Source organism: Dactylosporangium sp. NPDC049742, assembly GCF_040674675.1.
Taxonomy (GTDB): domain Bacteria; phylum Actinomycetota; class Actinomycetes; order Mycobacteriales; family Micromonosporaceae; genus Dactylosporangium; species Dactylosporangium maewongense.
In genome coordinates this window covers 33,822-46,797 of record NZ_JBFANF010000064.1, presented here as the reverse complement: position 1 = coordinate 46,797, position 12,976 = coordinate 33,822, and the positions used below count along the sequence as shown (strand labels likewise).

The window sequence follows — 12,976 nt, the reverse complement described above, 5'->3', positions numbered from 1 at the left end:
GCTTAACCGAACCGGCCGGTGATGTAGTCCTCGGTCTTCTTCACCGACGGGTTGGTGAAGATCTTCGCGGTGTCGTCGTACTCGATGAGGCGGCCGGGGTCGCCGGTCTTGTCGATCGAGAAGAAGCCGGTGCGGTCCGAGACGCGCGCCGCCTGCTGCATGTTGTGCGTGACGATCACGATCGTGTACTGGTTCTTCAGCTCGGTGATCAGGTCCTCGATCGCGAGCGTGGAGATCGGGTCGAGCGCCGAGCAGGGCTCGTCCATCAGCACGACCTGCGGCTCGACCGCGATGGCGCGGGCGATGCACAGGCGCTGCTGCTGACCGCCGGACAGGCCGGCGCCCGGGCGGCCGAGCCGGTCCTTGACCTCGTTCCACAGGTTGGCGCTGCGGAGCGCCTTCTCGGCGACCTCCTCGAGCACCGACTTCTTGCGCACGCCGTTGAGCCGCAGGCCGGCCACGACGTTGTCGAAGATCGACATGGTCGGGAACGGGTTGGGCCGCTGGAAGACCATGCCGATCATCCGGCGGACGGCGGTGACGTCGACGTCCTTGTCGTAGATGTTCTGCCCGTCGATGAGGAGCTGCCCCTCGATCCTGGCGTTGGGCAGGACCTCGTGCATCCGGTTGATCGACCGCAGGAACGTCGACTTGCCGCAGCCGGACGGCCCGATGAGAGCGGTGACCGACTTCGGCTCGATCGTCATCGAGACGCCGTCGATGGCCTTGAAGGATCCGTAGTACGAGGTGACACCGTGGGCTTCGATGCGCTTTGCCATGTGGGGCGCTCCAGAGAGGGTCATCGGGCGAGCTTGTTTCGGCGGGCCAGAAGCTTCGCCGCGACGGTAAGGACCAGGACGAGGACGACCAGCGTGAGGGCCGCCGTCCAGGCGCGGCCCGGCGCGAACTCCGAGGCGACCCCGGCCTGCTCGAAGACGAACAGGGAGAGGGACGACTGGTTGCCGCTGAACACGTTGAAGTTGATCGAGTTGAGGCCGCCGGCGACCAGCAGGACCGGCGCGGTCTCACCCGCGGCCCGGGCCACCGCCAGCATGACGCCGGTGACGATGCCCGGCAGCGCCGTCGGCAGCACGATGCTGACGATCGTCTTCCAGCGGGCCACGCCGAGCGCGTAGGCGCCCTCGCGCAGCGCGCTGGGCACGAGCCGCAGCATCTCCTCGGTGGAGCGGACGATCGTCGGCAGCATCAGCACGCTCAGCGAGAGCGCCGCCGCGAAGCCCGAGTAGGCGGCCCGGCCGTCGTTGAACAGCGGCGTGACCGTGAAGACCCAGAACGACAGGATGAACAGGCCGGACACGATCGACGGGATGCCCGTCATGACGTCGACGAAGAAGCGGATCGCGTTGGCCAGGAAACCGCGGCCGTACTCCACGATGTAGATCGCGCCGAGGATGCCCAGCGGCACCGTGATCAGCGTGGCGAGACCGGCCTGCTCGAGCGTGCCGATGATCGCGTGGTAGGCGCCGCCCTTCTCGTCGAACGCGCCGATGTTGTTCATCGACGTGCCGAAGAAGTTGCCGTCGAGGCGGGTGGTGCCCTTGCTGACCAGGGTCCAGGCCACCGACAGCAGCGGGGCCAGGGCCAGGATGAACGCGCCGTAGATCAGCGTGGTGGCGATCCGGTTGCGGGCCGCGCGGCCGCCCTCGACGATCGAGGCGGCGATCGCGAAGAACGCCACGAACAGCACGGCCGCGACGACCCCGGTGAGGACCAGACCGCCGGCCGAGGTCAGGTAGATCAGGACGAACGCCACGGCGATCGCGGCGGCCGCCGCCGCCCAGGCCGACCACGACGGCAGGGACTTGCTGCGCAGCTGCTGGCCGCTGCTCAGCCCGACGACGCGCTCAGGGGTTTCGACGCTCATCATGCGCTCCCGACGAATTCGCGGCGCCGGTAGATGATCGCGCGCGCGGCCATGTTGACGACCAGCGTGATGGCGAACAGCACCAGACCGGAGGCGATGAGGGCACCGCGACCGGTGTCGTTGGCCTCACCGAACCGGTTGGCGATGTTGGAGGCGATGGTGACACCGCCGGGGCCGAGGAAGTCCCACTTGATGTCGTAGACGCCGCCGAGGGTCAGCGCGAGGGCGATCGTCTCGCCGAGCGCGCGGCCCAGGCCCAGCATGACCGAGGCGATGATGCCCGCCTTGCCGTAGGGGAGCACGGCGGTGCGGATCATCTCCCACTTGGTGGAGCCGAGCGCGAGCGCGGCCTCCTGGTTCTCCGGCGGGGTCTGCATGAAGACCTCGCGGGAGAGCGAGGTGACGATCGGCAGGACCATGATCGCCAGGACGATCGAGCCGAGCAGGATCGACTTGCCGTAGGGGCCTTCGCTCCCGAAGATCGGCAGCCAGCCGAGCGTGTCGTGCAGCCACTTCGAGAAGTTGGTGATCGGCTCGTAGAAGTAGTCGCGACCCCAGAGGCCGAACACGACGCTGGGGACGGCGGCGAGCAGGTCGATCACGAAGCCGAGGGTGGTGGCCACCCGGCGGTGCGCGTAGTGCGACAGGCACAGCGCGATGCCGAGGGCCACCGGGACCGCCAGCAGCAGCGCGAGCGCACCGGTGAGCACCGTGCCGAAGACCGTCGCCGCGACACCGAACTGCGGGGTGTCGCCGTCGGTGAACCACGACTTGTAGGTGAAGAAGTTCTCGGTGTCCTTGTTGATCGCCGGGATGGCCTTGACGATCAGGAAGACGGCGATGGCGGCGATGATGACGAGCACCATCGAGCCGGCAGCTGTCGCGGTGCCACGGAAGATCATGTCAGCGCCGAGACGGCGCTTCCTCGGAAGACCGCCACCTCCGCCGGGCGAACCGGCGGAGGTGGCAGGCAGAGTCTGCTGGCTCAAGGAGAGTCCTGTCAGGCCAGGTTCTTGATGGAGGCAGCGACCTTGGTCTGGACCGACTCGGGCAGCGGGGCGTAGCCCAGCTTCTCGAGCTGAGCCTGGCCGGCGGCGCTCACGGTGTAGCCGAGGAAGCCCTTGACCAGGTCGAGCTTGTCGGCCGGGGTGCCCTTGCTGCAGACGATCTCGTAGGTCACCAGGATGATCGGGTAGGCCCCGGCCTCCTTGGTGGCGTAGTCGATCGAGAGCTTCAGGTCGTCGCCGGTACCGGTGATCTTGGCGCCCGCGACGGTCTTGCCGGCCGCGGCACCGGTCAGCGCGGTGTACTCACCGGCGCCGTTGAAGATCTTGGCGGTCGAGAGCGAGTTGACCTTGGCGAAGGACCACTCGACGTAGCCGATCGCGCCGGGCGCCTTCTTGATCGCGCCCGCGACGCCGTCCGAGCCCTTCTCGGCCTGGCCGCCGGTGGCCTTCCAGACCTTGTCCTTGCCGAAGGTCCAGGTGCCGGCCGCGGCCTTGTCCAGGTAGCCCGTGAAGTTCTCGGTGGTGCCCGAGGACTCCTGGCGGTGGATGGCGTTGATCGGGGTCGACGGGAGCGTCGCGCTCGGGTTGTCGGCCTTGATGGCGGCGTCGTCCCACTTGGTGATCGAGCCACCGAAGATCTTGGCGAGGGTCTCCGGCTTGAGCTGGAGGTCCTTCACGCCATCGAGGTTGTAGGCGATGGCGATCGGGCCCGTGACCATCGGCAGGTTGAGCGCCGGGTTGCCGCCGCAGCGCGCGGTGGCCTTGGTGGTCTCGTCGCCGTCCTTGAGGGCCGAGTCGGAGCCCGCGAAGTCGGCCGTGCCACCCGAGAAGGCGGTGATACCGGCACCGGAACCGGTGCCCTGGTAGTCGATCTTGGCGTCGGCGCACTTCTGCTGGTACGCCTTGATCCACTCGTCCATCGCGTTCTTCTGCGCGGACGAGCCCTGGGCCGTCAGCGAGCCCTTGGCGCAGGTGATGTCGGACGCCGCGGTGCTGCCACCGCCGGTGCCCGGCGTGCTGGGGGTCTCGTTGTTATCCGAGCCGCACGCGGTGAGCGCCAGCGTCGCGGTGAGCGCGATGCCGGCCATGATGCCGTGCCGCTTGAAGTTCACTGCGGTCCCTTCGTCGGGGTACTGCCGACGGGGGTCGTCGACTGAAAGCGACGCTAAGAGCGCTAGGTAACCGGTCCTTCGGAGGCGGGTGAACGCGCGGTGAACAGGTGCTTCGGGGAAGGTGACGCCTGGTCGGAGGCCAGTTTGCCAATGGGTGAACTGCCCAGTGGAGATAGCCGGTGCCCGTTTTGCGTCAGCGCGGCGCGGCGCCGTCCCGCGGCCCGGACCGCTGGAAGCTCACGTCCATGGCCCAGCGCACGAACCCCAGCCGCTGGTAGAGCGACACGGCCCGCCGGTTCTCCTCGTCGACGTACAGCATGACCTGCGAGAGCCCGCGCGAGCGGAGGTGCCAGAGCCCGGCGAGGGTCAGCGCGCGGCCCAGCCCGCCGCCGTGCGCGCCGGGCGCGACGCCCAGCACGTAGACCTCGCCGATCGGGTCGTGCGCGCGATCCTCGGGATCACCGTGGATCTTGGTCCAGTGGAAGCCGACGAGCTCTTCGGGCGGATCCTGGCGGAACGCCAGAAGGAAGCCGGCCGGGTCGAACCAGGGCTCCTGAATCCGCACGCGCAGGTCGTCGAGGGTCCACTTGCCCTGCTCGGGGTGGTCGGCGAAGGCGGCCGCGTTGACCGCGAGCCAGGCGGCGTCGTCCTCGCCCGGGCGGAACCCGCGCAGGGTCACCCCGTCGGGGAGCGCCACCTCGTCCAGCGGCGCGAACAGCGACCGCCGCAGCTGCAGCAGCACCCGGGCCCGGTCGAAGCCGAGCCGGATCGCGAGGGCGGAGGCCGACGGGTGGTCGCCGTGCGCCCACAGCCGCAGCCGGCCGCCGGCGCGCTCGTCGGCGACCGCGATCGCCGCCTCGGCGAGCGCCCGCCCGATCCCGCGCCGCCGGTGCTGCGGGTGCACCGCCAGCTCGGCCGAGGCGCCAGCGACCGCGTCGGTCGTGTCGACGTGCGCATACCCCGTGACGGTGCCGTCGGCGTCGCGCGCCAGCAGGTGCACCGCCTGCGTCTCACCCCCGTGCCGCAGGTGCAGCACCACGTGCTCCGACAGCGGCAGCGCCCCGTCGGTGTCGCCGGCGGCCTGGCTCAGCGCGAGCACCTGGTCGACCTGCGCGATGGAGAGGTGGTCCAGCTGCTCGACGGTCACGGGCCAAGCCTAGAGCAGACCCTTACCCACACGGCCCCGCGCGGCGGCCCCGTGCGTCGGTCAGACCCGCACCGGCTCGGATTCGTGCAGCGGGCGGGCCGGCGGGACCACGAACTTGTAGCCGACCTGGCGCACCGTGCCGATCATCGACTCGTACTCCGAGCCGAGCTTCGCGCGCAGGCGCCGCACGTGCACGTCGACCGTGCGGGTGCCGCCGAAGTAGTCGTAGCCCCAGACCTCGCGCAGCAGCTGGTCGCGGGTGAAGACCCGGCCGGGGTGCTGGGCCAGGAACTTGAGCAGCTCGAACTCCTTGTAGGTGAGGTCGAGCGGGCGGCCCTTGAGCTTCGCCGCGTAGGTGTCGGGGTCGATGGTCAGCTCGCCGGCCTTGATCATGCCGCCGCTCGCGGCCGCGGCCGAGTTGAGCCGGCCGACGCCCAGCCGCAGCCGGGCCTCGATCTCGGCGGGGCCGGCGCTGGCCAGGACGACGTCGTCGAGGCCCCAGTCGGCGTGCAGCGCGACGAGGCCCGCCTCGGTCACCACCGCCAGCAGGGGCACGCCCAGGCCGGTCGCGTGCAGCATCCGGCAGGTCGCGCGGGCGTCGGCAAGCTCCGTGCGGGCGTCGACGATCACGGCGTCGGGGCTCGGACCGTTCACCAAGGTGCGGACGTCGCGCGGGGCGGTGCGCACCGTGTGGGGCAGCAGGTCGAGGCCGGGCAAGACCACCTGGCCCGCGGGAGCCGCGGTCAGCAGCAAGATCTCCACGAGTCACCTCCGCGGCTCTGTTTCGTCCCGGCCACACTGACGGGAGGTTGTGGGGGTATCTCAGCCCAAGAATATCGGAGTATTCATCGTTTGCGACCAGCGGCAATCCAGATCGGGACAGTCGGCTGAGCCACACTCCACCGTTCCCCGTCGCGTGCTATGCGCGATTTCGTCATCCCGGTGGGGGCCGGGTGAGGGGAGTTCTGGCACCATCGGGGCGTGCCCGCTACCCCGCCCTCCGCCGAGAACCACGCCGAGGACCACGGCGCCTGGCCTTCGGCCGCCGACGAGGCGCCCCGGCGCCGGCGCCGGGAGCAGGCCGACATCCCGGACAATCCCGAAACGCCGGAGCGAATCCCCCCGGTGCGGCGCATGGTCTCCCTCGGCATCGCCGGGTTCGCGGCCCTGATGACCGTCGGGCTCGTCGTCGGCGCGCAGACCAGGCACGAGTCCTACGCCGTGGTGATCTTCGGCGTGCAGGTCCTGTTCGTCGGCGTGTGGATCATCGCCAGCCGGCCGCCGGCCCCGCGCGTCGTCGCCGCCGTCGGCATAGCGGTCGCCATCGGCACCGACGTCGCGGCGGTCCTCACCCGTCCGGCGTCCCTCGCCCCGCTGGCGTACGTCACCGCGGCCGGGTTCATCGTCGGCGTCGTCGGCCAGCTCACCCGCCCCGCGGGGCGCCAGCGGGTCACCGAGTCGCTCGGCTCCTCACTCGTGGTCACCCTCGGCGTCGTGGCCTTCGCCAGCGTGATCGTCCTCGGCCGGATCCCGCGCGGCACCCAGGCGATCGTCGCCTGCCTCGCCGCCGCCGGCATCGCCATCGTGATCGCCCGGCTCACCGACGCGATCGTCGCGCTGCCCCGCATCGCGCCGCAGGTCCCGCGCGGCGGCGCCGGCGTCGTGCTCGGCGCGATGGTCGGCACCGCCGCCGCCGGCGCGATCGGCAACCTGCTCGACGGCATCACGCCGCTGCCGAGCGCCCTCGCCGGCCTGGCCACCGCCATCGTCGCCGTCATGGTGGACCTGTCCGTCGGCTATGCCGAGGCCAGCCGCGTCATCGACGGTGACGAGCCCGCCATGTACCTCGCCCGCCACATCCAGGGGCCGATGGGGGCTTTCGCCTTCGCCGCGCCCGCCGCCTACGTCGCCAGCACGCTGTTACTGCTCTAGTACTGCTGTAGGGCCCCGCGGTTGCGAGGGTAGGAAATCCTGGTGGCTGGGTACGTCCCGGTAACACCCACCCCGGGGCGCGGAAGGAGAGCTGTGGCGAGCAGAGGCGCCAAGGTCGGCATCGTGCTGGTCGTGCTGGCGGTCATCCTGGTCGGAGTGCTCTTCGTCGCGGACCGGATCGCGGCGAGCACCGCGAAGGACCGCATCACCGACGAGACCCGCAAGCAACTCGCGGCCAACTCCGTCACCTACGAGGGCGACCCCTCGGTGAAGATCGCCGGCTTCCCGTTCCTCACCCAGGTGCTCGCGGGGGAGTACGAGAAGATCAGCATCGCCCTGAGCAAGCCGCAGATCGACAACGTGAAGCTCGAGACGCTCAACGTCGACGCCAAGGCGGTCAAGGCCGACGCGCGCGACCTGATGAACGGCCGGGGCGAGGTGATCGCCGGCGAGGTCACCGGGCAGGCCACCATGACCTGGGACAACGTCCGGAAGCTGCTGGAGTTCACCAACCTGCCGCAGGGCGTGGACCCCTCCGCCGTCGACGTCAAGGTGGTCAACAACAAGATCGAGATGCGGATCCCGTTCGTGTATCAGGGGTTCAAGGTCATGATCATCGCCAACGGCAGCATGGTCGTCGAGTCGGGCAAGGTCCGGCTCAAGCTCGACTCGGTCACCACCGACCAGGGCAACCTGCCGAAGTTCGTCAACGACCTCATCCAGGCCAACAAGAGCCGGCTCCAGGTCACCGTCAAGCTGCCGGGCCTGCCGTACAACCTGGTGATCAACTCCGCGGAGACGACCGACTCGGGCCTCCGTGTCACCGCCTCCGCGAAGGACGTTCCCCTGTCCGAGCAGTGATCGGGTCCCCTTCCGGGCGGTGATCAGGTCCAACAGGCGGACAGTGACCAAGCGGACCCTGGGATGACACCTCCAGCGGTGCTAGGCTGCCTGACCATGAGCATGCTGCTCACCAGACGGCGCGCGGTCGACCTGTGCCGCGTGGCCACCTGCCTGTGTTGCCGCCCCTAGTGGTGCGGCCCTGCAGCGTGCTCGAATAACGGCTCGAGGCAGCGGCGCCCCAGACCGATGGGTCTGGCGGGCGATTCCCAGTCCGCGGCAGTTCTCAGACCCATCGCCGAAACCGTGATCCGTCCCCTCGGGTCGCGCGCGGCGTGGTGCACACCCCGACCCGTGTGCCGACTCGACCCACCCCAAAATCGTTCCCTGGGAGAGAAAACACTCATGAGTCGCGAGAGCGCACTGGTCACGGCCGACTGGGCCGAGCAGAACATCGGTGCCGACAACGTGGTCTTCGTCGAGGTCGACGAGGACACCGCCGCCTACGACGGCGGCCACATCGCCGGAGCAGTCAAGATCAACTGGAAGACCGAGCTGCAGGACCAGGTCCGCCGGGACTTCGTCAACAAGGAGCAGTTCGAGGCCCTGCTGTCCAGCAAGGGCATCGGCAACGACGACAAGGTCGTCCTCTACGGCGGCAACAACAACTGGTTCGCCGCGTACGCGTACTGGTACTTCAAGCTCTACGGCCACGGCGACGTCAAGCTGCTCGACGGCGGCCGCAAGAAGTGGGAGCTCGACGGGCGCCCGCTGACCAAGGACGAGGTCAGCCGCCCCGCCACCAGCTACGTCGCGGTGCACGACCAGGACCTGTCGATCCGCGCGTTCCGCGACGACGCGGTCAAGGCGATCGGCGTGCAGAACCTCGTCGACGTCCGCTCGCCCGACGAGTTCGCGGGCCGCCTCCTCGCCCCCGCCCACCTCCCGCAGGAGCAGGCGCAGCGCCCGGGCCACATCCCGACCGCCGTGTCCGTGCCGTGGAGCAAGGCGGCCAACGAGGACGGCACCTTCAAGTCCGACGACGACCTGCGCGAGATCTACGCCGCCGCCGGCCTCGACGACAGCAAGGCGACCATCGCCTACTGCCGCATCGGCGAGCGCTCCTCGCACACCTGGTTCGTCCTCAAGGAGATCCTCGGGCACAGCGACGTGCGCAACTACGACGGCTCCTGGACCGAGTACGGCTCCCTCGTCGGTGTCCCCGTCGCCGTGGGCGACGAGCCCGGCAACGCGTGAAAGGCAGAGCATCATGAGTGTTGCTGACAGCTGCGGCGCCCCCGAGCAGAGCGCGCCGATCCCCGCCTCCGTCGACGTCGAGAAGGAAACCGTCATCACGGGCGTCGTGAGCTCCGGCGACGGCCCCGTCGGCGGTGCCTACGTGCGCCTGCTCGACGCGACCGGCGAGTTCACCGCCGAGGTCGTCACCTCGCCGGCCGGGCAGTTCCGGTTCTTCGCCGCGCCCGGCAACTGGACGCTGCGCGCCCTGTCCCGCCAGGGCAACGGCGACGCGAGCCTCGCCGCCGCCCGCGGCATCAACGAGGTCGCGGTCGCGGTCGCCTGACCATCGCACGCACCGTGCCGCCGCCCTCCGGGCCCAACCCCGGGGGGCGGCGGCATTTGGCGGCACTGTGCGGGACTGCGAGGATTGCCGCCGTGAAACGTCGCTGGATCATCGCCGCAACCGTGGCCTGGGCTCTCGTGGTGGCCGGATTCGCCTACTACTCCTCGCGCCACGGCACGCCGACGTCCCGCGACCAGACCACCATCGCGCAGGGCCTGCCCATCGCCGACCAGGCCCTCGGCCGCATCGCCGCCGCGGTCGACCCGGCCACCTCCGTCCCGGTGCTCGGCGGTTACACGCGCGTCGACCGCAGCTGCCGGGTCACCTCCGCCCGCGAGGGCACCCGCTTCGAGCGGGTGTTGCTGGTGTACGTGAAGAAGGGCACCGAGCCGGACGTCCTCGACCGGATCAAGGCGGCCCTGCCCGCGTCGTACGACGTCCACCTCGTGAGCGGCCCGAGCAGCCATTCGATGACCGCCGACGCCGGCGGGTTCGTCGCCGTGCGCGGCAGCGTCATCCAGCCGGGTCAGCTGCGCTTCACCGCCGACACCGGCTGCCGGGTGCAGGACGCCCCGGTCGAGGAGGCGACCCCGCAGTCGCAGACCGCCAACCGCGCGCCCGTCCAGGCCGTCCTCGACACCCTCAAGCAGAGCGCGTCGCAGTGGGGGACCCACCGGGTCGCCTGCCCCGGCGGCGGCACCCTGTGGACCGTCGAGGCCGTCACCACCGGCGACGGCGCCGCGTCCCGCAGCACGGTCCCGGCCTCCGCGGTCGTGCTCGACGAGCCGAAGCTCTTCGCCTTCCGCGCCGGCGAGGCGGGTGTCGCCCTGCGCGTCGACGGCAGTGAGCTGCACATCACCTCGACGGCGGGCTGTTAGCCCTCAGTACACGAGCGCCTGCGCGCCCTCCTCGAGGGCCTCCTCGACGAAGACGGCCGCGCCCGCGATGCGGATGCCGGGGATGACGTCGTCGGGACCGATGCCGCGACGGGCGGCGCACTGGGTGCACAGCGTGACCGTGCCGCCCGCCAGCACCGCGTCCAGCAGGTCGGCCAGCGGCGCCGCGTGCGGCAGCTCGAACTGCGCCGCCCGGCCGGGCAGCGCGAACCACGCGGACTCCCCGGTCAGCCAGAGCGAGGTGGGGACGCCGCCGGCGAGGGCGGTCGCGGCCACCGTGAAGGCCTGCGAACAGCGTTCCGGGGCGTCGGAGCCGGCGGTTGTCTTGATGACCAGAGAGCGTGCCATGCCTCGCAGCATAGGATTCGGGGGATGGTTACCGAGATCGGGTTCGTCAGCTTGCTGGTCGCCGGGATGGGCGCCCTCGCAGGCGGGCTGATCTATCTCGCGGTGAGGGTGTCGAGGGGGCGTTGGTGACAGACGAACAGCCGCCATGGGCCGGGTTGGCCCAGGTCGGGGAGTACCCGTACGAGGAGACGCACGACCTGCGGGTCGGCCCGGACCTCCATCCCGCGCTGCTGGGGCTGCTGCCGCTGGTCGGGGTGTGGCGCGGGCGCGGCCAGGGTGACTACCCGACGATCGAGGGCTTCCACTACGCGCAGGAGATCCGCTTCAGCCACGACGGGCGGCCGTTCCTGTTCTACGAGTCGCGCGCCTGGGTGATCGACGTCGACGGCAACCCGATCAAGCCCAGCAACCGGGAGACCGGCTGGTGGCGGCCGGTGCTCGCGGACGGCAAGGCGACCGACGAGGTCGAGGTGCTGCTCAGCCAGCCGACCGGGATCATGGAGCTCTACATCGGCCAGGCCAAGGGCACCACGCAGTGGGACATGGCCACCGACGCGGTGGTCCGCACGTCGACCGCCAAGGAGGTCCGCGGCGCCAAGCGGCTCTACGGGATCGTCGAGGGGGCGCTGCTCTACGCGTTCGACCTCGCCGCCGTCGGCCAGCCGCTCCAGCCGCACCTGTCCGCCCGCCTGGAACGCGTCGCGGGCTGAGTCGCGCGTTAATCTGAACGTCGTGGGTTTCGATGATCTGGCCGCAGTGCTCCGGTCGCGGGGCCTGCGGCTGACCGCGCCCCGGCAGCTCGTGCTGGAGTCGGTCTACCGGCTGCGCCACGCGACGCCCGACCAGATCCACGCCGACGTCAGCGAGCGCGCCGCCGGGGTCAACATCACCACCGTCTACCGCACGCTGGAGCTGCTCGAGGAGCTCCAGCTGGTGACGCACGCGCACCTGTCGCACGGCGCGCCCACCTACCACCCGCTCGGCGAGCACCAGCACGCCCACCTCGTGTGCCGGGGCTGCGGTGACGTGCAGGAGCTGCCGCCACCCATGCTCGAGGGCCTCGCCGAGGACCTGCGCACCACCCGCGGCTTCCGCCTCGACATCGGCCACGTGGCCCTGTTCGGCGTGTGCGGCAGCTGCGGCACCAAAGAGGAGTAGCTCCGTGAAGCCAGTTACCGTGGCGTCCATCGATCCCTCGTCCGTCGACGGTGCCGCGGTCGCGCACTACGGCGACCCTGCCCGCGAGCAGAAGATCCTCGACACCGGGGTCGGGCTGGTCGACCGCTCGCACCGCGACGTCCTGGCCGTGCCCGGCGCCGACCGGCTGACCTGGCTGCACAGCCTCACCACCCAGCACCTGACCGGCCTGGACCCCATGAGCGGCTCGGAGCTGCTCGTGCTGTCGCCGCACGGGCACGTGGAGCACCACGCGATGCTCGTCGACGACGGCACGGCCACGTGGCTGGACCTGGAGCCGGGCGCCGGCGCGGGCCTGCTGACGTTCCTGTCCCGGATGATCTTCATGATGCGGGTCGAGCCCGCCGACGTGACCGCCGACCGGGCGGTGCTGTCGATCGTCGGCCCGCACACCGACGAGGCCCTGCGGGCGCTCGGCGTCACGCTCGCCGCGCCCGACGTGGTGCCCGTGCCGCCGGCGAAGTTCGCGACCGGGGTGGTGCCGCCCCGGCCGACCGCGCGCTACGCGGCGGCCGCGCTGCCGGCGTTCGACGGGCTGGTCCGCCGGGTGGAGGGCGGCGCGGACCTGATCGTGCCGCGGTCCGCGGTGCCCGACCTGGTCGCCGCCGCGCAGCTCCCGCCGGCCGGGATCTGGGCGTACGAGGCGCTGCGGGTCGCGGCGCGGCGCCCCCGGTTCGGCTTCGAGACCGACCACAAGACCCTGCCCGCGGAGGTCGGCTGGACGGCGCACGCCGTGCACCTCGAGAAGGGCTGCTACCGGGGTCAGGAGACGATCTCCCGGGTGCACCACCTCGGCCGGCCGCCGCGCAAGCTGGTGCTGCTGCACCTGGACGGCATCGCCACCGACGAGCTCCCCGCGCCGCACACCGAGGTCGTCCGGGACGGCCGGGCGGTCGGGTTCGTCGGCACCGCCGCCCGCCACTACGAGCTCGGCCAGATCGCGCTCGCCGTCGTCCGGCAGAACGTCAACGACGACGGGGGTCAATTGCTGGTGGGCCCGTCCACGGCCGCGATCGACCCGCTGTAGAAA

At 70.7% G+C, this 12,976-nt stretch carries 17 protein-coding genes; 10 read left to right on the top strand and 7 right to left on the bottom strand.

What is annotated here, in order from left to right; all coding sequences use genetic code 11:
* Window positions 1–2 precede the first annotated feature (2 nt).
* From pstB to AB0J72_RS47115, 6 genes are all read right to left on the bottom strand, one after another.
* A complete protein-coding gene (gene pstB / locus AB0J72_RS47140) occupies window positions 3–779 on the bottom strand; it encodes a phosphate ABC transporter ATP-binding protein PstB (protein ID WP_344511493.1) in 777 nt (258 codons plus the stop codon).
* 20 nt (window positions 780–799) lie between these two features.
* Window positions 800–1,885 (bottom strand): phosphate ABC transporter permease PstA, encoded by a 1,086-nt coding sequence (gene pstA, locus AB0J72_RS47135; RefSeq protein WP_344511495.1) that lies wholly within the window; start codon window positions 1,883–1,885, stop codon window positions 800–802.
* Window positions 1,885–2,787, bottom strand: a complete 903-nt coding sequence (gene pstC, locus AB0J72_RS47130) for a phosphate ABC transporter permease subunit PstC (protein WP_363412244.1) — start codon at window positions 2,785–2,787, stop codon at window positions 1,885–1,887. Before pstC ends, pstA begins: the two co-directional genes overlap by 1 nt.
* 98 nt (window positions 2,788–2,885) lie before the next feature.
* On the bottom strand, window positions 2,886–4,004 hold the full coding sequence (gene pstS, locus AB0J72_RS47125; protein ID WP_363412242.1) for a phosphate ABC transporter substrate-binding protein PstS: 1,119 nt from the start codon (window positions 4,002–4,004) through the stop codon (window positions 2,886–2,888).
* A 193-nt stretch (window positions 4,005–4,197) separates the two neighbouring features.
* Entirely contained in the window at window positions 4,198–5,151 is a 954-nt protein-coding gene (gene mshD / locus AB0J72_RS47120) for a mycothiol synthase (RefSeq protein WP_363412240.1), read from the bottom strand.
* A gap of 60 nt (window positions 5,152–5,211) precedes the next feature.
* Complete coding sequence (locus AB0J72_RS47115; RefSeq protein ID WP_344511503.1) at window positions 5,212–5,913, bottom strand: response regulator transcription factor; 702 nt, start codon at window positions 5,911–5,913, stop codon at window positions 5,212–5,214.
* Between the two features lie 219 nt (window positions 5,914–6,132).
* Here AB0J72_RS47115 and AB0J72_RS47110 point away from each other — a divergent pair, with 219 nt between their 5' ends.
* The 6 genes from AB0J72_RS47110 (at window position 6,133) to AB0J72_RS47085 (ending at window position 10,383) form a co-directional block, all read left to right on the top strand.
* A complete protein-coding gene (locus AB0J72_RS47110) occupies window positions 6,133–7,083 on the top strand; it encodes a hypothetical protein (protein ID WP_363412238.1) in 951 nt (316 codons plus the stop codon).
* Window positions 7,084–7,176: 93 nt separating this feature from the next.
* Window positions 7,177–7,944, top strand: a complete 768-nt coding sequence (locus tag AB0J72_RS47105) for a DUF2993 domain-containing protein (protein ID WP_363412236.1) — start codon at window positions 7,177–7,179, stop codon at window positions 7,942–7,944.
* A 63-nt stretch (window positions 7,945–8,007) separates the two neighbouring features.
* A complete protein-coding gene (locus AB0J72_RS47100) occupies window positions 8,008–8,115 on the top strand; it encodes an Ms5788A family Cys-rich leader peptide (RefSeq protein WP_354901066.1) in 108 nt (35 codons plus the stop codon).
* A gap of 213 nt (window positions 8,116–8,328) precedes the next feature.
* Window positions 8,329–9,180, top strand: a complete 852-nt coding sequence (locus tag AB0J72_RS47095; RefSeq protein WP_344511509.1) for a sulfurtransferase — start codon at window positions 8,329–8,331, stop codon at window positions 9,178–9,180.
* 13 nt (window positions 9,181–9,193) lie between these two features.
* Window positions 9,194–9,505, top strand: coding sequence for a DUF1416 domain-containing protein (locus AB0J72_RS47090; protein ID WP_344511511.1), 312 nt, complete (start codon window positions 9,194–9,196; stop codon window positions 9,503–9,505).
* Window positions 9,506–9,597: 92 nt separating this feature from the next.
* The gene (locus tag AB0J72_RS47085) at window positions 9,598–10,383 is read left to right on the top strand and encodes a hypothetical protein (protein WP_363412234.1); all 786 of its coding nucleotides are present in this window, start codon (window positions 9,598–9,600) and stop codon (window positions 10,381–10,383) included.
* A gap of 3 nt (window positions 10,384–10,386) precedes the next feature.
* On the opposite strand, the gene AB0J72_RS47080 is transcribed toward AB0J72_RS47085, so the two are convergent.
* On the bottom strand, window positions 10,387–10,761 hold the full coding sequence (locus AB0J72_RS47080) for a DsrE family protein (RefSeq protein WP_363412232.1): 375 nt from the start codon (window positions 10,759–10,761) through the stop codon (window positions 10,387–10,389).
* Window positions 10,762–10,773: 12 nt separating this feature from the next.
* On the opposite strand from AB0J72_RS47080, the gene mtfM reads away from it, so the two are divergent.
* The 4 genes from mtfM to AB0J72_RS47060 are packed head-to-tail and all read left to right on the top strand — an operon-like array spanning window position 10,774 to window position 12,973.
* A complete protein-coding gene (gene mtfM / locus AB0J72_RS47075) occupies window positions 10,774–10,878 on the top strand; it encodes a small membrane protein MtfM (protein ID WP_033363477.1) in 105 nt (34 codons plus the stop codon).
* Complete coding sequence (locus AB0J72_RS47070) at window positions 10,875–11,459, top strand: FABP family protein (RefSeq protein ID WP_344511517.1); 585 nt, start codon at window positions 10,875–10,877, stop codon at window positions 11,457–11,459. Before mtfM ends, AB0J72_RS47070 begins: the two co-directional genes overlap by 4 nt.
* Window positions 11,460–11,481: 22 nt before the next feature.
* Entirely contained in the window at window positions 11,482–11,907 is a 426-nt protein-coding gene (locus AB0J72_RS47065; RefSeq protein WP_363412229.1) for a transcriptional repressor, read from the top strand.
* Window positions 11,908–11,911: 4 nt separating this feature from the next.
* Window positions 11,912–12,973: a glycine cleavage T C-terminal barrel domain-containing protein gene (locus AB0J72_RS47060; RefSeq protein WP_363412227.1), complete on the top strand. Its 1,062-nt coding sequence runs from the start codon at window positions 11,912–11,914 to the stop codon at window positions 12,971–12,973.
* Window positions 12,974–12,976: the final 3 nt, after the last annotated feature.

Bases quoted from the DNA above. Each gene is read 5' to 3' on its own strand.
- pstB (WP_344511493.1), bottom strand. From the start codon at position 779: ATGGCAAAGCGCATCGAAGCCCACGGTGTCACCTCGTACTACGGATCC.
- pstA (WP_344511495.1), bottom strand. From the start codon at position 1,885: ATGAGCGTCGAAACCCCTGAGCGCGTCGTCGGGCTGAGCAGCGGCCAG.
- pstC (WP_363412244.1), bottom strand. From the start codon at position 2,787: ATGATCTTCCGTGGCACCGCGACAGCTGCCGGCTCGATGGTGCTCGTC.
- AB0J72_RS47100 (WP_354901066.1), top strand. From the start codon at position 8,008: ATGACACCTCCAGCGGTGCTAGGCTGCCTGACCATGAGCATGCTGCTC.
- AB0J72_RS47095 (WP_344511509.1), top strand. From the start codon at position 8,329: ATGAGTCGCGAGAGCGCACTGGTCACGGCCGACTGGGCCGAGCAGAAC.
- AB0J72_RS47090 (WP_344511511.1), top strand. From the start codon at position 9,194: ATGAGTGTTGCTGACAGCTGCGGCGCCCCCGAGCAGAGCGCGCCGATC.
- AB0J72_RS47080 (WP_363412232.1), bottom strand. From the start codon at position 10,761: ATGCTGCGAGGCATGGCACGCTCTCTGGTCATCAAGACAACCGCCGGC.
- mtfM (WP_033363477.1), top strand. From the start codon at position 10,774: ATGGTTACCGAGATCGGGTTCGTCAGCTTGCTGGTCGCCGGGATGGGC.